General features: G+C 58.8%; 23 protein-coding genes and 1 pseudogene. 7 read left to right on the top strand and 17 right to left on the bottom strand.

Annotated features, from left to right (window positions below):
* Positions 1-47: 47 nt before the first annotated feature.
* The 15 genes from nusB to aspS form a co-directional block, all read right to left on the bottom strand.
* Positions 48-575 (bottom strand): transcription antitermination factor NusB, encoded by a 528-nt coding sequence (gene nusB / locus HMPREF3148_RS09325; protein WP_049063987.1) that lies wholly within the window; start codon positions 573-575, stop codon positions 48-50.
* Between the two features lie 18 nt (positions 576-593).
* A complete protein-coding gene (gene efp, locus HMPREF3148_RS09320) occupies positions 594-1157 on the bottom strand; it encodes an elongation factor P (RefSeq protein ID WP_005529296.1) in 564 nt (187 codons plus the stop codon).
* Between the two features lie 124 nt (positions 1158-1281).
* Positions 1282-2373: a M24 family metallopeptidase gene (locus HMPREF3148_RS09315; RefSeq protein ID WP_049151732.1), complete on the bottom strand. Its 1092-nt coding sequence runs from the start codon at positions 2371-2373 to the stop codon at positions 1282-1284.
* Positions 2374-2524: 151 nt separating this feature from the next.
* On the bottom strand, positions 2525-2962 hold the full coding sequence (gene aroQ / locus HMPREF3148_RS09310) for a type II 3-dehydroquinate dehydratase (protein ID WP_005529291.1): 438 nt from the start codon (positions 2960-2962) through the stop codon (positions 2525-2527).
* Positions 2962-4047 (bottom strand): 3-dehydroquinate synthase, encoded by a 1086-nt coding sequence (gene aroB / locus HMPREF3148_RS09305; protein WP_049063984.1) that lies wholly within the window; start codon positions 4045-4047, stop codon positions 2962-2964. Before aroB ends, aroQ begins: the two co-directional genes overlap by 1 nt.
* 12 nt (positions 4048-4059) lie before the next feature.
* Positions 4060-4596 (bottom strand): shikimate kinase, encoded by a 537-nt coding sequence (locus HMPREF3148_RS09300; protein WP_034656871.1) that lies wholly within the window; start codon positions 4594-4596, stop codon positions 4060-4062.
* A 3-nt stretch (positions 4597-4599) separates the two neighbouring features.
* The gene (aroC, locus tag HMPREF3148_RS09295; RefSeq protein WP_005529285.1) at positions 4600-5811 is read right to left on the bottom strand and encodes a chorismate synthase; all 1212 of its coding nucleotides are present in this window, start codon (positions 5809-5811) and stop codon (positions 4600-4602) included.
* Positions 5812-5861: 50 nt separating this feature from the next.
* A complete protein-coding gene (locus HMPREF3148_RS09290) occupies positions 5862-6245 on the bottom strand; it encodes a prepilin peptidase (protein ID WP_005529284.1) in 384 nt (127 codons plus the stop codon).
* A 48-nt stretch (positions 6246-6293) separates the two neighbouring features.
* Entirely contained in the window at positions 6294-7109 is an 816-nt protein-coding gene (locus HMPREF3148_RS09285; RefSeq protein WP_005529282.1) for a shikimate dehydrogenase, read from the bottom strand.
* A gap of 48 nt (positions 7110-7157) precedes the next feature.
* A complete protein-coding gene (mltG, locus tag HMPREF3148_RS09280) occupies positions 7158-8372 on the bottom strand; it encodes an endolytic transglycosylase MltG (RefSeq protein ID WP_049063976.1) in 1215 nt (404 codons plus the stop codon).
* Between the two features lie 37 nt (positions 8373-8409).
* Positions 8410-8952, bottom strand: a complete 543-nt coding sequence (ruvX, locus tag HMPREF3148_RS09275) for a Holliday junction resolvase RuvX (protein ID WP_005529278.1) — start codon at positions 8950-8952, stop codon at positions 8410-8412.
* Between the two features lie 237 nt (positions 8953-9189).
* Complete coding sequence (gene alaS / locus HMPREF3148_RS09270) at positions 9190-11877, bottom strand: alanine--tRNA ligase (RefSeq protein WP_049063974.1); 2688 nt, start codon at positions 11875-11877, stop codon at positions 9190-9192.
* A gap of 146 nt (positions 11878-12023) precedes the next feature.
* Positions 12024-13385 carry a replication-associated recombination protein A gene (locus HMPREF3148_RS09265; protein ID WP_049063973.1) on the bottom strand — a complete coding sequence of 454 codons (1362 nt, stop codon included), beginning with the start codon at positions 13383-13385 and terminating at the stop codon, positions 12024-12026.
* A 3-nt stretch (positions 13386-13388) separates the two neighbouring features.
* Positions 13389-14603: an aminoglycoside phosphotransferase/choline kinase family protein gene (locus HMPREF3148_RS09260; RefSeq protein ID WP_049158862.1), complete on the bottom strand. Its 1215-nt coding sequence runs from the start codon at positions 14601-14603 to the stop codon at positions 13389-13391.
* A gap of 119 nt (positions 14604-14722) precedes the next feature.
* Positions 14723-16528 carry an aspartate--tRNA ligase gene (gene aspS, locus HMPREF3148_RS09255; RefSeq protein WP_049158860.1) on the bottom strand — a complete coding sequence of 602 codons (1806 nt, stop codon included), beginning with the start codon at positions 16526-16528 and terminating at the stop codon, positions 14723-14725.
* 196 nt (positions 16529-16724) lie between these two features.
* Here aspS and HMPREF3148_RS09250 point away from each other — a divergent pair, with 196 nt between their 5' ends.
* Together HMPREF3148_RS09250 and HMPREF3148_RS09245 are read left to right on the top strand one after the other, a co-directional pair.
* Entirely contained in the window at positions 16725-17618 is an 894-nt protein-coding gene (locus HMPREF3148_RS09250) for a KPN_02809 family neutral zinc metallopeptidase (protein ID WP_049063968.1), read from the top strand.
* Positions 17619-17792: 174 nt separating this feature from the next.
* Complete coding sequence (locus HMPREF3148_RS09245) at positions 17793-18095, top strand: hypothetical protein (protein WP_049063966.1); 303 nt, start codon at positions 17793-17795, stop codon at positions 18093-18095.
* A gap of 51 nt (positions 18096-18146) precedes the next feature.
* Here the strand turns inward: HMPREF3148_RS09245 and HMPREF3148_RS09240 are convergent, their stop codons facing one another.
* Complete coding sequence (locus HMPREF3148_RS09240) at positions 18147-18776, bottom strand: DUF6891 domain-containing protein (RefSeq protein ID WP_070509043.1); 630 nt, start codon at positions 18774-18776, stop codon at positions 18147-18149.
* 14 nt (positions 18777-18790) lie between these two features.
* Here HMPREF3148_RS09240 and HMPREF3148_RS09235 point away from each other — a divergent pair, with 14 nt between their 5' ends.
* Both HMPREF3148_RS09235 and HMPREF3148_RS14155 read left to right on the top strand, forming a co-directional pair.
* Complete coding sequence (locus tag HMPREF3148_RS09235) at positions 18791-19015, top strand: trypsin-like serine protease (RefSeq protein WP_034656866.1); 225 nt, start codon at positions 18791-18793, stop codon at positions 19013-19015.
* Positions 19016-19169: 154 nt separating this feature from the next.
* A complete protein-coding gene (locus HMPREF3148_RS14155; RefSeq protein WP_255313639.1) occupies positions 19170-19298 on the top strand; it encodes a hypothetical protein in 129 nt (42 codons plus the stop codon).
* Positions 19299-19738: 440 nt separating this feature from the next.
* Here HMPREF3148_RS14155 and HMPREF3148_RS09230 read toward each other — a convergent pair whose 3' ends face one another.
* Positions 19739-20500 (bottom strand): NYN domain-containing protein, encoded by a 762-nt coding sequence (locus tag HMPREF3148_RS09230; RefSeq protein WP_049158879.1) that lies wholly within the window; start codon positions 20498-20500, stop codon positions 19739-19741.
* 322 nt (positions 20501-20822) lie between these two features.
* Between HMPREF3148_RS09230 and relB the strand changes: the two genes are divergently transcribed.
* The 3 genes and pseudogenes from relB to HMPREF3148_RS09210 form a co-directional block, all read left to right on the top strand.
* Positions 20823-21035, top strand: coding sequence for a type II toxin-antitoxin system RelB family antitoxin (relB, locus tag HMPREF3148_RS09225; protein WP_034656865.1), 213 nt, complete (start codon positions 20823-20825; stop codon positions 21033-21035).
* Positions 21035-21316, top strand: coding sequence for a type II toxin-antitoxin system RelE family toxin (locus tag HMPREF3148_RS09220; protein ID WP_005529257.1), 282 nt, complete (start codon positions 21035-21037; stop codon positions 21314-21316). Before relB ends, HMPREF3148_RS09220 begins: the two co-directional genes overlap by 1 nt.
* A gap of 419 nt (positions 21317-21735) precedes the next feature.
* Positions 21736-21988: pseudogene (locus HMPREF3148_RS09210) on the top strand (inorganic phosphate transporter); the annotation flags it as partial.
* Positions 21989-21992: the final 4 nt, after the last annotated feature.

Here is a 21992-nt window from a genome sequence, read left to right as displayed (position 1 = left end):
TGTTACCTTTCAGTAGGTAACAGCGCTTTTGCTTTGCCCAATGCGGCTTAGTCTTGAGAATCGAACTCGTCTTCAAAATCTTGTGCCGACGCCTCTTCGGCTGCCACAGACATCGGGTTATCGGCCGACTGGGCCTGGATAACGTCATCCAACACAGCGTGGATATAAGGCGGAGCCTGGTCATTTGAATACTCGGAGGCTAGCTCAACGCCCTCGACTAGCGCCGTGGCGTTGGGAACATCCTCATTGAAGAGGATCTCCCACACGGCCACGCGCATGATGGCGCGGTCCACTGCTGGAATACGGTGCAGCTCCCAGTCCGCGGAGAGGTAGCGCTCGATGGTCTCGTCAATGACGTCGAGTTCTTCAGCGGCACCCTTGACGATGATCTGCGTGTACTCAGCGACTGGGGCTACGCCATTGTCATGATCGCGTGCCAGCGAGACTCGATCCTCGATGATGGCCACGGGATCAACATCACGGTTTTCAGCCTCGTACATGATGTCAGCGGCACGACGGCGCGCGCGGTAGCGGGCCGTGTGGCGCTTGTAATTGACGTCTTTTTGCTCAGACACGAAGAAACCCTAGCGTTCTTAGTTGTTGACGCGGGAGAGGTACTCGCCGGTACGGGTATCGATCTTGAGAACGTTGCCGATCTCGATGAAGAGTGGAACCTGGATCTCAGCACCGGTCTCGAGGGTAGCTGGCTTGGTGCCACCGGAGGAACGATCGCCCTGCAAACCTGGCTCGGTGTGCTCAACCTTGAGGTCGACGGAGATTGGCAGCTCGCCGAAGAGAGCCTCACCCTCGTGGAAGGAAACCTGCACGCGCATGTTCTCGAGCAGGAACTTGCCTGCGTCACCGAACTTGTCGAAAGGCAGCTCGAACTGCTCGTAGGTCTTGTCGTCCATGACGACGTAGTTCTGACCATCGTTGTACAGGTAGGTCATATCGCGGCGATCCACCGTTGCGGTCTCAACCTTGACGCCTGCGTTGAAGGTCTTGTCGGTGACCTTGCCGGAAACAACGTCCTTGAGCTTGGTACGCACGAATGCTGGGCCCTTGCCCGGCTTCACATGCTGGAACTCAATAATCTGCTGCAGCTTGTTGTCAATCTTGAGAACGAGTCCGTTCTTGAAATCGGTGGTATCAGCCATGGATCAAACTCCCAGTTAAAATAGTGGTGAAAACAGTGTTCCAGCATACCTTATGCGGCCACGCTGGCATAACAGGGGCCGCGCAAAAGTACGCACGGCCTGTAGGCAAATTTTCCCAAGTACCCTAGAGGATCTGCAGTTCCTTCGGGAATGCGGTGATAATTTTCGGCGCGCCGCCCGTAATGATGAGGGTATCCTCAATGCGCACACCACCCTTCCCGGGAACGTAAATACCCGGCTCAATGGTCAGGGTCATCCCCTCAGCCAGTTCACCGGTTCCCGTCTTAGCTGCAGACGGTCCTTCGTGAACGTCTAGTCCAATACCGTGGCCGGTGGAGTGAACGAAGTACTCGCCGTAGCCGGCTTCCTCGATGATGTCGCGGCACGCTGCGTCGACGTCGACGAGCTTTGCGCCAGGCACTGCAGCCTTAACGCCCGCCAATTGCGCGCGCAGGACAACATCGTAGATTTCACGCGAAAACTCGTTTGGTTCGCCGACAGCGAAGGTACGAGTGCAATCGGAGTTGAAACCACGCAGGTGCGCACCGAAATCGATGGTGACGAGATCACCACTTTCAAGAACGCGATCATCAGCGCCGTGATGTGGTTTGGCGGAGTTAGGGCCAGAGGCGACGATGGTATCGAAGCTAACTCGCTCCGAGCCCAGCTGGCGCATGCGATACTCAAGGTCCGCAGCAATCTGGCGCTCGGTGCGCCCCACCGCGATCTCCCCGGCAGCAACGAGGCCTTCGAGGGCTTCGTTTGCCAATGCTGCAATCTGCTCAAGGCGCTCTAGTTCAACTGGATCCTTTACCAGACGGATCTTTTCGATAACGCCAGAAATAGGAACGAGTACAACGTCCTCTGGCGCTGCCTTCTTTAGCGCTTCAAGCTGCGAAACTGAAACATAGTCTGCTTCAAAAGCAACACGCAATGGTCCTTCAACGCGCTTGAGAAGCTCCGGGCCCACAGCGCGGCCGAGGATGGCCTCCAGGTCAGGTACTTCCTCGGCAATCTGCGTGGTGTAACGGCCGTCAGTTGCCATGATGGCGGATAGGTCCTTGCGCAGGAAGAGTCCACCGTTAGAGCCAGAAAAGCCCGAGAGGTAACGCACGTGGGTCAGATGGGTGATCAAAACAGCGTCGATGCGCTGACCGGCAAGCTCCGCTGCGAGTTTGCGGCGGCGATTGCTAAAGCGAGTATCTGCGAGTGCCATGTGGTGTCCCTTCGTCAATGTTTGATACCTCATGGTATCGCGCGGGTCACAGAGATACATCAAGGACCACCGATATCTCGCAGTCTTTGCTTTTTCTGCCCGTAGCGCTCACCTCTTCGGGGCTATTCTTGCCGCATTTAGGCGCCTCGAACTAGTCCTGTAGAAAGTAACCGAGGGCAGCCTCGTAACCGTAAGCACCAAGGCCGGCGATAACACCACGCGCAATCGGGCTGAGATAGGAATGATGGCGGAAGGCTTCGCGCGCATGCACGTTTGAGATGTGTACCTCAACAAAACCGGGGCCATCAGCTACTTCAGCGAGCGCGTCACGCAGCGCCACCGAGGTATGGGTAAAGCCGCCAGGGTTGATTATGACCGGCCAACCGGCATCGGCAGCTTCGTGCACTTTGTCGATGAGTTCGCCCTCGTGATTGGACTGGAAGAACTCGAGCTCGAGGTCTGGGGAGAGGCTTCCTGCGACTTCACGCACGTGCTTTTCGACGTCCGCAAGCGTGGTCTTTCCATAAACCTCCGGCTGGCGCTTGCCCAAGCGGTTAAGGTTAGGCCCATTGAGAACCAAAATCTTCATCACTTATACCGGCTTTCTCTTGAAATGGCAGCGTAGGCTGCCTGCATTTCCTCAATGGTGGCGTCCTCGATGCGGGTGGTCTGACCGATTCCGGTCAGTGCTACGAAACGAATGTGCCCACCACGATTCTTCTTGTCATGGGTCATGCCAGCATAAAGCTCATCGAAGTGACCGGCCTCGTAGGTGGTTGGCAAACCGACCGATGCCAAGATGTCGCTGTGAGTCTGAAGCAGCGCGGCGTCGATAAGCCCGCGTGTATGAGATAGCTGCGCGATAAACATCATGCCCACCGCCACCGCACGCCCGTGGCGCCAGGTATAGTTCTCCCGCAGCTCCACCGCATGGCCAAAGGTATGGCCGTAATTGAGGGTCTCACGCAGACCTGCTTCCTTGAGGTCCTCGCCCACCACGCGGGCCTTGACCGCGATGGAACGCTCAATAAGCTCAGGAAGGGTCTGCAAAGGATTCAGGCAGGCGGCGGGGTCCGCGAGGTAACGCTCGATGATAACGGGATCATGGATGAAACCAGTCTTGATGATCTCCGCGGAGCCGGCGACGATTTCCTCTTCCGGCAAAGTGACGAGCCGGTCAAGGTCCACGAACACGGAGTCTGGCTCGTGGAAGGCGCCCACGAGGTTCTTTCCGGCGTCCGTGTTGATGCCGGTCTTACCACCTACTGCCGCATCGACCATTGCCAAAAGCGTGGTCGGAACCTGGATCACCTTGATGCCGCGCATCCACGTTGCGGCGAGAAAACCAGCCAAGTCAGTAGTGGCGCCGCCACCCAAGCCCACAATGACGTCACGGCGGCTAAAATTCGCTGCCCCCAACTCGTCCCACAATCCACCGAGCACCTCTAGGCGCTTGGAAGCCTCAGCATCCGGAATTGGTAGCAAAGTGACAACGACGTTGCGCGCCTCAGCCTCCGCAGCGAGCTGACGTGCGGCGGCAGCTAGCGGCGGTTGAAACACGATTCCTACATGGCCTGCGCCGGTGCTTTTTACTCGGTCCGCAATGTCGGCGGTCAAACCTGTGCCGACGGTAACTTCGTATGGATTGGGGCCATTAACTGGAATCGTGGTCATGAGTTCGCTTTCTTAGAGAGTATCGAGGAAGCCGAGGATATCGCCCACTACCTGCTGCGGAGTGCGCGCACCGGTACGGACTTTAAAGTCAGAGACCTCCTCGTAGTACGGGCGGCGGGCGTCGAGAAGCGATGCATAGTGCGCCAGCGGGTCCGCTGCTTCAAGCACGGGGCGGTTGGGATCGCCCAATGTACGCGCAACCCCTTCCTCGGCAGTGACGTCTAGAAATACCACCGTGTGGCGGTCCAACAGCTCGCGGGTGGAGTCAGTAAGCACCGCCCCACCGCCTAGGCTCACAACACCACGAGACTGCAACGCTTCCTTGACCACTTCGGCCTCCAGTTCGCGGAAAGCCAGTTCGCCTAGCGAGGAAAATACTTCGCCACAGGCAACAGATTCGCGCTCCTCAATCAAGACATCGGAATCAATGAGTTCACAATTGAGAGCATTAGCTAAGCGGCGTCCGATCGAGGACTTACCCGAACCCGGTGGGCCCACAAGCACGACTCGCGGGTGCGGGCTACCAGTTACTGAAACCGGTGTGGTCATCACTTACTCCTGTTCAAAAGCAAGACGCTGGGAAACATACTCATTGTAGGCATCGATATTGCGTTTAGTCTCAGCAACGCTATCCCCGCCGAACTTGTCCAAGACGGCACGCGCGAGAACCAAGGCAACCATCGCCTCGGCCACGACGCCAGCAGCCGGAACCGCGCACACATCGGAGCGCTGGTGGATACCGGTGGCGGGCGCGCCGGTGGCCATATCCACGGTCTTCAGTGCACGGGGGACGGTAGAGATCGGCTTCATCGCAGCGCGCACACGCAGTGCCTCACCATTGGTCATACCACCTTCTAAGCCGCCAGCGCGGTTGCTTAAACGCGAAACGGAGTCACCGTCGCGCACCATCTCGTCATGGGCTTCAGAGCCGCGGCGGCGGGCTTCCTCAAAGCCGTCTCCGACTTCCACGCCCTTAATTGCTTGGATGCCCATGAGCGCTGCTGCGAGCTGTGCATCAAGGCGGTCATCACCGGAGATATGCGAGCCCAAGCCGATGGGCAGGCCTTCTACGACAACCTCCACGATTCCGCCGAGCGTATCGCCCTGCTTCTTAGCAGCCTCGATTTCCTCAATCATCGATTCTTCAGCCGCTTTATCGAAGGCGCGGACCGGCGATGCGTCAATGGCCTCGATATCCGCAAAGGTGGGGGTTGGCCCCACGTACGGCTCGGAAGCACCGATGGAGATAACATGCGAAACCACTTCCACACCGAGGGTCTCGCGCAGGAAGTTGCGCGCAACCGTGGCCGCCGCAACGCGGGCAGCGGTCTCACGGGCGGAAGAACGCTCAAGGATTGGGCGGGCCTCAGTGTGACCGTACTTAATCATTCCAGCAAAGTCAGCGTGCCCTGGGCGGGGACGCGTCAGAGCCGCGCCGCGGCCGGAGGACATTGCCTTTACGGTTTCCTCATCGGTCATATCGAGTTCGTCCGGGGACATGATGGTGGTCCACTTCGGCCACTCGGTATTTCCAATCATGATGGCAATGGGGCTGCCCAAGGTCTTGCCGTGACGGATACCGGTGAGCAGCGTTAGCTCATCGGCCTCAAACTTCATTCGCGCACCGCGGCCATAGCCAAGGCGGCGGCGAGAGAGCTGAAGTGCAATGTCATCCTGAGAAACGGAAACCCCGGCGGGCATGTGCTCAAGCATGGCAATGAGCGCCTGGCCGTGGGATTCACCTGCGGTAGTCCAACGAAGCATGCCGATAATTATCGCACGACAGGCAATCCGTGGTGCCAGCAGGGTAAAACTTAGAGCGCAATCACACAAAGTGCTGCGGCAATCAGCATCCCAGGTCCGTGCGGTGGCGCTGAGTCTTTGCGCAACGTGCCCCACACAGCCGTGCTTAGCGACGCCCCCATCATCGCCAGGAGCTGCCCCATCACGCCGCACTCGTGAGTAACCCACATGCCCAGCGGGAAGGCCAACTTGATATCGCCGCCGCCAACACCGCCTCGCCAACAAGCCAAGGCTAGGTAGATCCCAGGCCAGATGAGTCCGGCCGGCTCAAAGAACAGCAACGAAGCCACCGCCGCTGGCAGAGTGAGCCAATCTGGAAGCCGCTTGAAACGGACATCAAAATAAATAAGCGCTGCACCCCACAGCGCACCAATGACAGCACTGATTTCCCCCATAGCCCCACACCCTAGCGAATTCCAGGCAGTGGCATCAGGGACGGGCTTTTATTGGTTAAGCCCCAGCGCTTCGTTGAGCGCCATCTGCATCTGCTCACGCGGAGCCGTATGTCCGGTAAATTGCTCAAACTGGCTAAAGGATTGATGCGCCAACATGACATGGCCGCCCACAGTGGCGTAGCCGTCTGCTGCCGCGTGAATAGTCAAAGGAGTAGGCCACGGATCATAAATAACGTCAAAGACTGGCGCATGGGCGAGATCAAATAGACGTCCTTCGAGTGCAGCAGAGGGAACAGTAGAAACGATCACGTCCATCGCCCGAGTCAATGCGACAAGGTCATCATCAAACGTGGCCTTGTGCAAGGTGATACCCAGAGCTCCGGCTAGAGGACGCAGCTCCTCCATGCGGTCGGAGCGGTTGAGCACCGTTACGTCACAAACGCCCCGCTGGGCAAGCCCCCACAGTGCGGGACGCGCCGTGCCACCAGAACCAATAAGCAACGCAGCATGGGGAGTTTTGTCCCCCAATAACGCGTTCAAAGCACCTAAAACGCCCTCGGTGTCGGTGTTGTCTGCTCGCCAGCCGTCGTCGATTCGCACGAGCGTATTCGCCGACCCGATGAGCTCCGCGCGCTCGGTGCACTGGGATGCGTATTCGAGTGCCGCAAACTTGCCAGGCATCGTGACGGAGAAGCCACGGAAATCCTCTGGTGCCTCATCGAGAAAGCGCGGGAGTTCTTCAGCGGTGACCTCGAATCGGGTGTATTCCCAATCGCTGAGCGACAAAGCAGCGTACCCAGCGTTATGCAGAACAGGGGAAAGAGAGTGCGCTATAGGCTTTCCAAGGACTGCAGCACGTGGCATTCTCTATCCCCTCGTTCCTCGTTAAAGTTCTGTCTTCACGGCCCCGCGCTACTGCGCCGGCTGTTCTGCAGGTTGCTCAGCCGGCTGTCCTTCGCCTTGCGCACCGCCCTGCTGGGCACCTTCGCGTTGAGTATCCAGGATGCCCGAGTTGATGGCCTTATCTACGTTGTCCAGATGCTCGTCATAGTTGTCGGTGAACACGGTAGTGCCTTGAGCATCAATCGTGGCGAAGAACAGCCAGTTGCCCTCAGCTGGGTGCTCCATAGCGTCGATGGCTTCGACGGACGGGGAAGCAATCGGGGTGTCCGGAAGACCTTCCTTGGCGTAGGTGTTCCACGGGGTAACCTCAGCGCGTGCCTCATCGGTGGTTGCAAGCTCAACGTCCGGCAGGCCGTAGTTAACGGTGGAGTCAAGCTCCAAGCGCATTGGCTCGTCGAGACGGTTGAGGATGACGCGGGCAACCTTGCCGAACTCACCGGCTGGGGCCTCGCGCTCGACCAGGGATGCTGCAACCAGCAATTCATATGGAGTCTTGCCAATTGCTTGTGCTCGGTCCACGATGCCGGTCTCGTTGTAGCGCTTGGTCGAACGCTCAATGAGGTCCTTCAGGATGTCCTTTGCATCCATGTTCGGGTCCACCACGTACTGGCCAGGAGCGATGAGGCCCTCCAAGCGCTTCGGGTCTTCACCACGAGAGCGCACCTTCTCCAGTGCCCACTCAGGTGCGCCGAGCTCGGCGGGATCCACCGTCGCAGCGACCTTCTCCAGATCTTCCTTGGTGACAGAGCCACCCTCTTGCTCGGAAACCTTGGCAATCTGCGAGAAGATGCCGTAGCGGACATCCCCGCCGACCACCTTGACGTCGGAAAGCGTTGCGCCACCCTGAACGTCCAGAGGATCAATCTTGTTCTCGTCCTTGAGCAGGGCATCCACTGCGGCCTTCGCACTCATCTCCTCTTGGAGACGGTAGAAGCCCGGCTGAATGCGGCTTGCGCGGGGATTGCTGTTGGCCGCCGAGGAGAATGCCTCTGCGGTCTTGACCACGTTCTTCTCTACAAGAGCAGGCCCAAGCTCGCTCATCGACGAGCCCTCAGGAACCTGTACCAACTGTACAGTTCCGTTGCCGGTGCCTTCGTAGTCCAAGCTACTTCCTCCTCCAAACAGGCGGAACCCTATGTAGCCCAAGGCGCCAATGATTAGAACGACAGAGGCCAGGACGACGGCAAGGCCGCGTTGACGACGCTTGACGTACTTGGGCTCCATAGAGCGTCCGATTCGTTCTTGGTTTCGGCTCACGTAACTAGTCTCCTGCTATTGAAGGCTCGTGGGTGGTTGCATCTGATTGCAGCGCATTGTGGCGCGCATCCAACCAAGATTGCAAAATCTCTACTGCGGCTGCTTGGTCAATAACCTTGCGGCCCTTCTTTTCGGAAACCCCTGACGCCCGCAAAGCTGTAGTCGCGGCGACCGTAGTCAAACGCTCATCAGCCATCCGAACAGGTGGTTGCCCTATCGTTTCATCTTTTCCCAGCCTACGGCGGATGCGAAACGCAATTTCCTTCGCATGTTTCACGCTTTTAGAACCATTGCCCTGCAAATCGCGCGGTAGGCCAACCACAACTTCCACAACGTGGTACTCACGGATGAGCTCCAAGATACGGTCGATGTCACCTTTGTCCTGATCTTTGAAGCCGGTTTCGCGGGACACAGTTTCAACGGGCAACGCCAAGCTGGCGTTTGAGTCAGAGACTGCGACTCCAATGCGCACGGTTCCAACATCAAGTGCTAGGCGACGCCCATTTCCCGGGTCATTAAGCCCCGGGGTATCGGGTTGTACGACCATACTCTTGAAGTTCCTTCGCGTTCGGGTACGACTTTAAGCATGAAGCCAATGTCGCAAAATGATAACGATGACATTTAGATTCTAGTCATATTGCATCAACCAATGGCGCGCAGGGGTTGAAAACATGGCATAAAAAGACAGATTCCCCCAATGCTCGCCCCTTTAGACGCGCAGACACCCCCGCTCCCAGCACGAGAAACGGGGGTTAAGCGCTAGCACCTCATGGGCTTTAGCGGATTAGGCCTTTTCAAGTTCGTCACGCAAAGCGTTGAAGGCAGCCTGCAGGCCTTCAGCATTGGCGCCGGACCCCTGAGCCATGTCAGGCTTTCCGCCACCCTTGCCGTCAACGTAGCCGGAAATTGTCTTGACCAAATCGCCAGCCTTGATGCCACGAGCAACAGCTGCCTTGGTGGCACCAACAATGAACGGGGTCTTGCCCCCCTCATTCTCAGATGCGAGCACAACGACGCCAGCTTCGTCACCTAGACGGTTTTTAATGTCGGTTGCCACGGTGCGCAGGTCGCCGCCGCTGACGTTATTCGGCAGGCGAACGCTGACAACGGTAAAACCGTTCACGGTGATTGCGCCACCGATCATGTCAGCGGTCTGTGCCATCAGCTGTGCCTTGTGCAGCTCATCGATCTGCTTCTCTGCAGCCTTGAGCTTCTCAGTCAGCTGAGCAATACGCTCCGGCAGGTCCTCAGACTGGATCTTGAGCTCGCGGGAGATGCCCTCAACGAGCGCGGTCTCCTTGGAGTAGTAGCGGAAGGCATCCATGCCGGAGTAAGCCTCGATGCGGCGTGTGCCGGAACCAACGGAGGACTCACCCAGGACGGACACCGGGCCGATCTCGGAGGTATTGGCCACGTGGGTACCGCCACAGAGCTCGATGGAGAAAGGACCGCCCATTTCGACGACGCGCACCTGGGAGCCGTAGTTCTCGCCAAAGAGAGCCATAGCGCCCATCTGCTTAGCCTGTTCCAGTGAGGTCTCGATGGTATTGACGGCGAAGTGAGCATCCACAGCCTGGTTGGTGATCAATGCGATCTCTTCCAACTGAGCCGGCGAAAGCTGCTCGGTGTAGTTGAAGTCAAAGCGCAGGTAGCCCGGACGGTTCAAGGAACCGGCCTGGACTGCGGTTGGGCCCAGCACCTGGCGCAGTGCAGCGTGGATGAGGTGCGTTGCGGAGTGAGCCTGGACTGCGCCGTGGCGCCACTTCTCGTCAACCTCAGCGGTCACGGAAGCACCCAGGTCGATGCCGCCTGCAGTAACGGTGGCCTTATGGACCCACAGCTTCTTGCCGATCTTCTGGACGTCGCCCACCTCAAGCAAGCTCTCGCCCGCGTACAGGCGGCCGCGGTCTGCGGTCTGTCCACCGGCCTCGGCGTACAGCGGCGACTGGTCGAGGATGACCTCTACCTGCTCGCCCTCGTGGACCTCGTTGACCTTCTGTCCATCGCGAACCAGACCGATGATCTTGGCGTCGGAAGTAAGCGTCTCGTAACCGGTAAAGACGGTAGGGTTGTTATCGACCCACTCACGGTAGAGAGAAAGGTCGGCGTGGCCGTGCTTCTTGGCCTGGTTATCGGCCTTGGCGCGGCGGCGCTGCTCTCCCATGGCTTCATTGAAGCCGTCCATGTCAACTTCCAGACCTGCTTCCTGAGCCATCTCGAGGGTCAGATCGATTGGGAAACCGTAGGTATCGTGCAGCTCGAAAGCCTTCTGACCCGAAAGAATCTTCGGCGTAGCAGCGCGCGAGGTGGACTTGAGCGCTTCAACAGCCTCGTCAAAGAGCTTGGTGCCGGATTCGAGGGTCTTGAGGAAGGCCTTCTCCTCCGCGATGGCAACGCGCAGGATGCGCTCGCGGTTGTCAGCGATCTCCGGGTAGGACGGGGTCATGGTGTCCATGATCGTGTTCATGAAGCGCTCCATGCTCGGTGCGGTAGCGCCAAGCAGGCGGGCAGAGCGGATGATGCGGCGCAGTAGGCGGCGCAGGATGTAGCCGCGGCCCTCGTTGCCTGGCGTCACGCCATCCAGGATGAGCATCATGCCGGTGCGGGAGTGATCAGCGATAACGCGGAAGCGAATGTTGTCCTGATCGGACGCACCCTCGCCGTACTTTGCGCCGGTGAGTTCCTCAGCTGCGTCGATAACCGGGCGCAACAAGTCGGTTTCGTAGACATTGTCTACGCCCTGCAGGATGCAGGCCACGCGCTCGATGCCCAGGCCGGTATCGATGTTCTTCTTCGGCAGTGGGCCGAGGATTTCGAAGTTGCCCTTGCCGATGCCTTCACCACGCTCGTTCTGCATGAAGACCAAGTTCCAGATCTCCATATAGCGGTTGTCATCAGCTACTGGGCCGCCTTCTGCGCCGTACTCAGGGCCACGGTCGTAGTAGATCTCGGAACACGGACCACACGGACCAGGGATACCCATGGACCAGTAGTTGTCTTCCATACCCAAGCGCTGGATGCGCTCGCGCGGCACGCCAACCTGCTCGTGCCAGATGTCGGCAGCCTCATCGTCATCGAGGTAGACAGTGACCCAGAGGCGCTCTGGATCCAGGCCGAAGCCGCCGTCTTCTACGGAGCCGGTCAATAGACTCCACGCGTTCTTGATGGCGCCTTCCTTGAAGTACTGGCCAAAGGAGAAGTTGCCAGCCATCTGGAAGAAGGTGTTGTGGCGGGTGGTGATGCCCACCTCTTCGATGTCCAGGGTGCGCACGCACTTCTGGATGGAAGTTGCCAAACCATTAGGGAATGGCGGATTCTGCTGTCCCAGGAAGTACGGTTTGAACGGAACCATGCCGGCGTTGACGAAGAGCAGGTTCGGGTCGTCCAGGATCAGCGACGCGCTTGGCACGGCTTCATGTCCAGTCTTGACGAAGTGCTGGGTAAAGCGTTCCCGGATCTCATGAGTCTTCACGAGCTAAAGTCCTTCACTGTTTAAGCGGTACGTAACAGCGCTCAACTCTACCCGTGCGGCAAAAATTTGCCGATATCGGGGCACACTTTTCGCGCGCTCGCCAGTACGAACTTGGCAGTTGGCCGCCCTGCGGCCGATGCGCGCCTTTAGCGCTTACCGCGGATGATGTTGCGCAGTCGCCCCAGATAGTCGAAGATTCGCTTCTCCGCACCGTGATCCGTTGGTTCGTAATAGATGGAGTCCTCGAGCTCGTCGGGCAGATATTGCTGCTTGACGACGCCGCGCGGATCATCATGCGGATACTTGTACCCCACGGCATGGCCCAGTTTCTTGGCCCCCTCATAGTGGCCATCACGCAGGTGCGAGGGCACGTGGCCAATGCGGCCCGACTGGACATCAGCCTGCGCTGCAGAGATCGCAGCGATGACCGAGTTGGACTTTGGCGCGGTAGCCAAGTGGATGGTCGCTTGGGCCAAGGGAATGCGCGCTTCGGGCATGCCGATGAGCTGCGCAGCTTCAGCCGCCGCCACTGCTACTTGCAGCGCAGTGGGATCGGCCATGCCGATATCTTCAGAGGCATGAACGATGAGGCGGCGGGCGATAAAGCGCGGATCCTCCCCTGCTTCCACCATGCGTGCTAGATAGTGCAAGGCCGCATCGACGTCTGAGCCACGAATGGACTTGATGAAAGCCGAGACCACGTCATAGTGCTGATCCCCGTCGCGGTCATAGCGCACCACGGCGCGATTGACGTTGTCACGAATGATTTGCGGCGTAAGCTCGCCGCCGTCGGGGACCGCTTCCGCAGCAGCTTCCAAGTAGGTCAGAGTGCGGCGGGCGTCGCCACCAGCCAAAAGGACCAAATGTTCAAGCGCTTCCTCACTCGCGCTAATCCTTCCGGCAAGTCCCCTCTCGCTCGTCAGCGCCCTTTGCGCAAGGGCTCGCAGGGAGGCGTCGTCAAGCGGCTCCAATTGCAGCAACAGGGAGCGGGACAGCAAGGGCGCAACGACGGAGAAAGAAGGATTTTCCGTGGTAGCAGCCACCAAAAGGACGGTGCGATTTTCTACCGCCGCCAGCAACGCGTCCTGCTGGGTCTTGGAAAAACGATGCACCTCGTCGATGAAGAGCACTGTGCGACGCCCATGGATGAGCTCCTGGCGCGCGTGCGTGATGACTTCACGCACCTGCTTTACGCCGGAATCGAGGGCGGATAAGCCCACAAAGTTCTGGCCAATCGCCTTGGCGATCAGCGAGGCAATCGTGGTCTTTCCCGTACCGGGCGGACCATAGAGAATGACCGAGGCTTCGCCGGAGCCCTCAATAAGGCGACGCAACGGCTTCCCCTTTTCAAGCAGGTGGCCTTGTCCCAAGACCTCGTCGAGGCTTTGCGGGCGCATCCGTGCAGCGAGCGGCGAGCCAGCATGGGTGGCGAAGATTTCCTGACCAGGAAGGGGCCCAGCAGGTTCGCTCCCCCTAGGTGCGGGTCCAAAAAGTGAGTCTTGCGACATCGCCTACGCTCCGCGAAGCCGCGTGGCCACGGTACGGCCAAACTCCGCAACGGGCTGGCAGGTGTCGCTGCCGCACTGTGCCGCATAACGTGACAAGGCCTCGAAGGTCTCATACAGGTCGCGCCTAATGAGGACTTCCTCCTCACTAAATGGCCCTTGGTCTGCAGGGCGCAGCAGGGAGTTGCGCGCATCGTGGAAGACCTCTGCGGAGCCTTCGGCCAAGGCTACGACTCCTTCAATGCCACCGGCATACATGGTGGTCACGCTGGATAGCGCCCACCCGATGAGGGAAGCGACGATGAGCTCGTGCAGCTCTGCGTCATCAGCAAAGCGCGGCCACACGCCGGTGACGTGGCGCTGCCATGCGGAGATGAAGATCTCCGCTTCCTCGTCAGAGATTGGGCGCGCGAAAAGGAACTGCGGGAAACCTGCGATAACGCAGGCGACGTCGAATCCAACGTTGCGGTAGCCGGCCCACTCATAGTCCAAGAAGGACAAACGCTGCGAGACAATGACGTTGTCGGGCGACAAGTCGAAGGGTGTAAAGGCACGCTCTTGGCCATAGCTCAAGGCACTCGCGGCCTTTTCCGCCAGTTCGACAAAGTGCGCTGGCGCGGGAAGGCCAGCCTTGGAGAGAATGTCTGCACCGATGAGGATGGACGCACGCAGGGATTCATCGCGCAGCGCCTGGTGCTCTTCGTATTCAGGATGCTGGCGCAGCATGCGGTTGAGCAAAGTCTCGTAGTCAAGCTCTCGTCCCGCGGTCCCCGCATGCATCTGGCCAAGCGAGCGTCCTAGCTTGCGGAGGACTTCTTTGCGGTCCTCCCCTTTTGCACGCGTCAGAACATCAGCCAATGTGTCACCTTCGCCGGCGTCGGAAAGCACCAAAATGCGACGCTCCAAGTCCGAAGCAAAAAGAACCGGACCAGGGCGCACGTCCTCGTTGAGGGCCGTGGTGAACTGATAGGCCACGACTTCAAGCAGCAACGCCGCATCGTCGATGGAATGGCCCGTCATGGGGTTGTATTTGATGACCACGGAACGGTGCGGGAGAAACGCGGTCGGTGTCATGCGTGCGCGCAGCACTAAGGCATTACCGGAACCGCCCAGGTCGGTCACCTGAGTAAATTCGGGCACACCTCCATAGCGGCGCGACAGCAGCTCTGCTGCAAATGTCACGACCTCATCTTGGGTGTAAACCTTCTCCGTGGTCACTATCTCTCCCTTAAAAATTCCTTATACTGCCCAACGCTAACCGCAATAAAGCGGGGCGCTTCGCTTCCAACGCCCTTTATCGAACGCTGTACCACGTTGCTGCCCCGCTTGATGCCCGCGCTTTAGTTGGCTTCGGCCTTCTTTTCAGCCTTCTTTTCCGGCTTGAAGTCAACGCCGGTCTCCTTGCGCTGTGCAGCAGGGATCGGACCAGGAGCATCAGTCAGCGGGTCAACTCCGCCACCGGACTTCGGGAAGGCGATGACGTCGCGGATGGAGTCAAAGCCGCCGAGCAGGGATACGATGCGGTCCCAGCCGAAAGCGATGCCGCCGTGTGGCGGTGCGCCGTACTGGAATGCATCAAGCAGGAAGCCGAACTTCTCCTGTGCTTCTTCCTCGCCGATTCCCATGACGTCGAAGACGCGCTTTTGCACATCCTGCTGGTGGATACGGATGGAACCGCCACCAATTTCGTTACCGTTGCAGACGATGTCGTATGCGTAGGCAAGAGCCTCGCCCGGCTCCTTGTCGAAGGAGTCGAGGTACTCCGGCTTTGGGGAGGTGAAGGCGTGGTGGACTGCGGTCCACTTGGAGTGGCCAAGTGCCACGTCGCCGGAAGCGGTGGCGTCAGCGGCTGGCTCGAAGAGCGGTGCGTCAACAACCCAGGTAAATGCCCAGTCGCCATCCTTGATGAGGTCGAGCTTGCGGGCGATCTCACCACGGGCTGCGCCCAGCAGCGCGCGGGAGGACTTGGTGTCGCCGGCGGCGAAGAAGATGGCGTCGCCTGGCTGTGCGCCGACGTGGGCGGCGATACCCTCGCGCTCTTCGTCGGTGATGTTCTTGGCGACGGGGCCACCGAGGGTGCCGTCCTCAGCGATGGTGATGTAAGCCAAGCCCTTAGCACCGCGCTGCTTTGCCCACTCCTGCCAAGCATCGAACTGACGGCGTGGCTGGGAAGCGCCGCCCTCCATGACGACTGCGCCGACGTACTCGTTCTGGAACACGCGGAAGGTGGTGTCCTTGAAGAAGTCGGTGCACTCGACGATCTTGATGTCGAAGCGCAGGTCGGGCTTATCGGAGCCGTAGTATTTCATGGCATCCGCGTAGGTCATACGTGGGATTGGGGTGGTGATTTCGTAGCCGATGAGCTTCCACAGGGCGGAAACGATCTCCTCAGCGAGAGCAATGACATCATCCTGATCGACGAAGGACATCTCAACGTCGAGCTGGGTGAACTCCGGCTGGCGGTCAGCGCGGAAGTCCTCGTCGCGGTAGCAGCGAGCAATCTGGTAGTAGCGCTCCATACCAGCCACCATCAGCAGCTGCTTGAACAGCTGCGGGGACTGCGGCAGTGCGTACCAGGAGCCTGGCTTCAGACGAGCCGGCACGAGGAAGTCGCGTGCGCCCTCGGGGGTGGAGCGAGTCAGGGTTGGGGTCTCGATCTCAGTGAAATCGTGGCGGGCCAGGACCTCGCGGGCAGCACGGTTCGCCTCGGAGCGCAGGCGGAGGGCATCACCCTGGGTCTTGCGGCGCAAGTCGAGGTAGCGGTACTTCAGACGGGTCTCCTCGCCGACCTCGCCGGAGGTTGCAGGATCGTCGATCTGGAACGGCAGTGCTGCGGACTTGTTAAGGACCTCAAGCTCAGAAACGTTAACCTCGATCTCGCCGGAAGGCAGGTTGGGGTTCTCGGAGCCCTCTGGGCGCGGCTCAACCACACCGGTAACCTTGACGCAGTACTCGGAGCGCAGGTCGTGGGCGCGCTCTGCAACGTCGGATTCACGGAAGACGACCTGAGCGATGCCGGAACGGTCACGCAGGTCGATGAAGATAACGCCACCGTGGTCACGGCGACGGGAAACCCAGCCGGTCAGGGTTACGGTTTCGCCTGCGATGTCCTTGCGGAGCTCGCCAGCCAAATGAGTGCGCAGCACTGTTGTTCAATCCCTTCTCTATATTTCTTCTTGTAGGCGCCCACGCCACGCGTAAACAGCACGCGCCGAGCGGTACAAGTCATGAACGGCCCAAGTCTACCCTCCAAGGTATGGACGAGTCGCGATGAGCCTAATTGTGACGCCCCTCACCCCCACTCATGGTCGTGTGCGCAGCCTTTATGGCAAGATCTAATCCATGACTTTTAGATCTGGTGCAAGTTTCGACGGCAAGCGAGCCACCACGGGAGGCCGCGGACGCGGTGGCGGTACCATCGCTGCCGGCGGCGGTATCGGCACCATCGTCCTCATTGGCCTGTTCCTGCTCATGGGTGGTAATCCTGGCGATCTAGGCCAGTTGCTCGGCACCGAAAGCAGCCAGCAGCAGGGCGAAGAAACCAGCTCCGGGCATCTCGACCATTGCAAGACGGCTGAGGACGGCAACAAGTACGACGACTGCCGCGTCGACTACACAGCTCAGTCGGTGGACGCCGTGTGGAAAGAACAGCTTCCCGCCCAAGCAGGCATCGAGTACACCGAGCCTGGCCGAGTAGTCTTCGAGAACTCCACCATGTCCGGCTGCGGCCAGGCTTCCGCGGCAACTGGCCCCTTCTACTGTCCTGCTGATCAGTCAGCGTACTTCGACACCTCATTCTTTGAGCAGCTCAAAAACTTCGGTGCGGAAAACGCTCCACTTGCGCAGATGTACATCGTGGCCCACGAGTTTGGCCACCACATCCAGCACCTTGAGGGCACGTTGGGTCTTTCCAACTACAACCAGCCGGGTGAGGATTCCAATGCTGTGAAGATCGAGCTGCAAGCTGACTGTTACGCAGGCATCTGGGCTTTCCACGCTGACGAAGGCGACAATGCCAAGCTAGAGCAAATCACTGATGAGCAGGCACAAGCCGCCATCGATACCGCCCGCGCAGTGGGGGACGATAACATCCAGCGTCGCTCCGGCGGCCAGGTCCGCCCTGACCAGTGGACTCACGGCTCCTCCGCGGACCGTGCCCAAGCGTTCATCAATGGCTATAAGTCCGGCAAGATGTCGCAGTGCGACTACTTGGGCCGCAACGTTTATAACTCCTGATGAACGCAATGCCTTACTAGCTGCATAGCCAACTTGCGCCACAGCCCTTAGCCCGTTGCCGCATCCACCAGGATGTTGCAACGGGCTTTGCCTTTCTTTTCCCTCCCAATGTGCTGTTCGCCCTTTGTGTCAGCCTAGTTGTGAACCTGCTTGATTCTGAGTGGATACAGATTCATGACTGTTGTAGTACCTCCGCAGGGTCTGCGCCGCCAGGAGGACATCAGCCCGGCTGAGCGCGAGGGGTTGGTGATGGCCTACACCAAAGCTCCGTATGGGACGAAGAAGGCTGCTGCCGTCGCGGCCCGTGTGACCCCGGAGTGGATTCGCAACTGGCGCGCCGCGCTTTCCGACGCCGAGCTCTACTGCGAGCGCCACTACCTCGCCGCCTTGCTCGACCTCTTCGAGGTCCGCCTCCCCAGCTATCGCTTCCCCCTGGGCGACCTCGTCGCCGACTTCGTCGCACTGTCATCCGAGTAATCTCACGTCGCCGCGGCAGGCTTACTGCTCTTCCTCGGGCAGCGGCTTGCGTCACATGAGATTGAGCAACTGATTCCGCCCGCGCGGGTCGCCGTCCCACTCCACTTCGAGGTCGTGACGCTTAAGGATGTCCAGGAGGAACCGCCCCAGCGCGGCGTCCATGCGCGCCCACTCCTCCTTCCTCTCGGGTTGGCCTTTGCGCAGCTTCTCGGCGTCGACCTCACCAGCAATCGGCGGGCCCGGCGTCCACGCACCGAAGACGAGATTAAGCTCCGTCGGCTCGTACGCCAGTCCCTCGGCATCCTGCATGTGGAAGCCACACGATGCCCATTCGCGGTAGGGATACTCCCCCTCCGGCACGTCGATCTGGGTGCGTTCCTCCCCGAGCAGCTCGTTACAGTCGCTGACATCGAATCCAAGGCTCATTCTCGTCACGAGCCCCTGTTCTTCCATCTCATCGAACGCAGCCTGCACCAGGTCGTAATCAGTGGGATGCTCCCGCTCCGACTCCTGGGCCTTGCGTTCTTTCCATACTTGCTCGGCGGCCGCGTGCGGATCATCATTGGGGTACCCGTCTTCAAGTTCGTTGTCGTCCACGGCTTCGTAGACCTCGTCCAAGGTCATGAAACCGGGAAGAATCCAATGGTTGAGTTGTTGGCGCAGCGAATCTGAAATCTCCATGCCTCCACAGGATAATGAAAATCTCCCCGCTCGCCGCGGCACCTGACGTGGCGATTTATCGAAGCGCCACCCTCGTCCAGGCACGCACCTACGACACCCCGGACGGCACCCCGCAGGAGTGCACCGGCGCGGCCATCGCGCCGGAATGGATCCTCACCGCCGCCCACTGCGCTGAGGGCCCCTACTCCGACCCGGACGTCTCCCCCGAACGTCCTCAAGGTCCACTTCTCCAACAATAAGTCGAACCCGGGCCCGTCCATCGATGTCGACCGCTTCGGAAAGGCGCCCAAGGCCGACATCGGGCTCCTTCACCTCGAAGCCCCGAAGAAGCTCAAGAAATACCCGACGATCGCCGATGACCACCAGAACCGCGACGGCGAGGACTGGCTCCACGTGGCCCGCATGGAGATCGTTGTCCAGCGCGACAACATAAACGCCGTCAAGACCATCGCCATGCACGGCATCACGGGCGGCTCCAACCACGGCTACTCCGGCGGCCCGGTCTTCACGCAGAAACGCTAGCTCAACGCCGTCGACGTCATGGGCTCCCACTCCGTGTGGTTTGACCCCTACGCCGACTCCGACGCTGTATACCTCAAGTACTACCGCTACTGGATTCGCGATACGGTGGGCGTCTAACGCCTCCAGACCCACAGCGCGAGCTCCCTCAGGGGTCAGTTCCCGGCAGCTGTCGATTTTGATGTTTGCGCCCCTCTTACTCGAGATGCGATTCGGGAGTTCGGGGAACAGATCGCAATTAAGGTCCGGTTTACAACTTCGGCTGGCAGGTTAGAACGACGGGGTTCATACGCTTCCTGACATGGACTCCGATGAGGATATCTTGCGAGACGCAAGACTTCCAGATACACCTTAACGGCGGTGGGCCAGCTTTCGAGAATGACTGCTGCCGCGCTGCGCGAGACGCGAAGAACCAGCCCCAGAGGTGAATCGAGGCTATTGAGCTATAGTTCTTCGTCAGCCTCAGCGGTTTGTTCCGGAGTAGTTCCGTATAAAGGATCGTCTTGATTCTTGGGTGGTTTGACAACGCACTCACGGACACCATCAACATGTTCATTTAAGCTCTCAGAGACTGGGGCCCAGAGCGGGTCTAATATGAAATCGATTCCTGACCTACGCGCGTGCTTAGCTGCGGGGACGAAATCGCTATCACCTGAAATCATGATGATTTGATTCACAAGTCCGCGTTCTGCCAGGGAAGCTATATCCAAGCCTATCCGCATATCCACTCCCTTCTGAGTGATATCCAGTGAGAAGTCTCGCTCAGTCAGATCTGAAACTTCAATTTCCCCGCGACAGAGCTTCTTTAGCAGGTTAGGTTTAAGGGTGTACTCATTTTGGGTTTCAAGTTCTTCGCCTCGGCGTAAAGCGACTTTTCGTTTCTTTACGATTTCGTCTAGAAAGTCTGTCATCCAGCGGTATTCCTCAGTTTTTCCGAGGTTCTTCTGTGTCTGTGTGAGCGGATGAAACAGGACCTTTGTTGAAGGATTGCAGTCGTAGTAGAAGATTCTATAGAGACTGCTTCCGGACTCCCGTATATGCCTACGGCAATACTCTAAAAGTTCGTTTGCTCGATCTCGCGGGTCTTTCTTGCCGAAGAGAACTCGCGCACGATGTCTGTAAAACCCACCGTCTACCAATATGGCTGTGACAATTGGCCGCCGAGGGAAATTACTAGCCGATTTCCCTGAAGAGTGCTTTCCCATTTTAACCTTCTGGAGAACTAGCTGGGGCCCAGTCATCGGCGATCTCCTTATCGGTGGAGGGTCAACGGCTAGGCCCAGTAAAACGATACTACCACCGGTCCCCTCGTCAATGTCAATACACATTCCGTCCTGTGGTTTGATGAGTTTTTCAAAGAATGCGCTACGACATGTCAGCGAGGCTAGCGGGGAACGAGAATGGCAGCGATGGTACAAGCGACCTGTGCATCCTAATAGTGAGCACATCGAGGCGGAGAAAACCCTTGCCGCATTCTCGAGGGGTGAATACAATGTATTCAAAGCGTTAACGAGAAGGAAGAATCGAATGGCAACTATGACCGTACGCATGAGCGACGAAGACGCCGCGCTCGTCCGCAAGTATGTCGGATTCGAAGGCACAACAATCTCGGAATTCGCCCGAAGCGCAATGCTGGAGAAAATCGAAGACCATGCCGACCTTCAGCAACTTCGAGCCGCCATCGAAGCCGATGACGGACAGCGTTTTAGCATCAATGATGTTCTCGAAGAGCTTGATTAATGTCAGCCAACGGCCCTAGCTACAGCGTTGAACTCACCGCCTCGGCTCGGAAACAGCTCAAAAAGATGGACCGCTTCGATGTCAAGCTTCTGCTCACTTGGATGAAAACCCATCTCGAAGGCTGTGCCGAGCCGCGTGCTTTCGGCAAAGGCCTCACAGGTGATCGATCTGGCGAATGGCGCTACCGTGTCGGCACTTATCGAATCCTCGCGCTCATTCACGAATCAACCATCACGACCGAAGTTTTTGCTGCTGGAAGGCGCGACACGATCGATCGCTAACCGAAACAAAAGAAGCGAGCTCCAGACCTTCTCAGTCTGGGGCTCGCTTTCGGCTCCGGGGTGGAAACCCGAGGCTGGGGAATCACGCAACCACCATCTCGCATCCGACTTCTCGCTGCCCACTGGTTTGACCGCCGCCAACCACGTCCTAGGCGGCCCTAACGGGAAAGCGACATGTGAGATGTCCCCTGCCAATGAGCATTTGCTGGAAGATGTGGCTGCGATCCGCCGGCCAGACGGACGTCGGCGCTATTCCTCGGTGTGGACCATTCGCCGCAAGAACCACAGGGGCGAGTTTCCCCACGCGATGCGTGCCGGCGCGTACTACGTGACCGGAGCGGAGCTGTACGCTCTGGCGCGGCTGCTGCCGGCGCCGCGGTAGATTCTTCACCGAGTTGCACGACAACACGGTAGACTTGCTGCGCACTGTCGGCATGGTTATGGCCGCTTCCTTGTTGGGCCTGCCAGTTTCCTCGACGCACATCCTCATCGGTGCCGTCCTGGGCGTCGGCATTGTTAACCGCGCCGCCAACTGGGGGGCATATGAAACCGATTGCTCTGGCGCGGGTCATTACGTTGCCTGCATCGGCAGGCATTGCCGCCATCACCGTTTCTGTCCTCCCCGCGTCCTGTTCTAACTCTCTCACTGCAGCGCGCCTCGTGGTTTCTTAGACTG

Source organism: Corynebacterium sp. HMSC05D08 (assembly GCF_001807215.1).
Lineage (GTDB): Bacteria > Actinomycetota > Actinomycetes > Mycobacteriales > Mycobacteriaceae > Corynebacterium > Corynebacterium striatum.
This window is presented reverse-complemented; position numbering and strand designations above follow the sequence as displayed.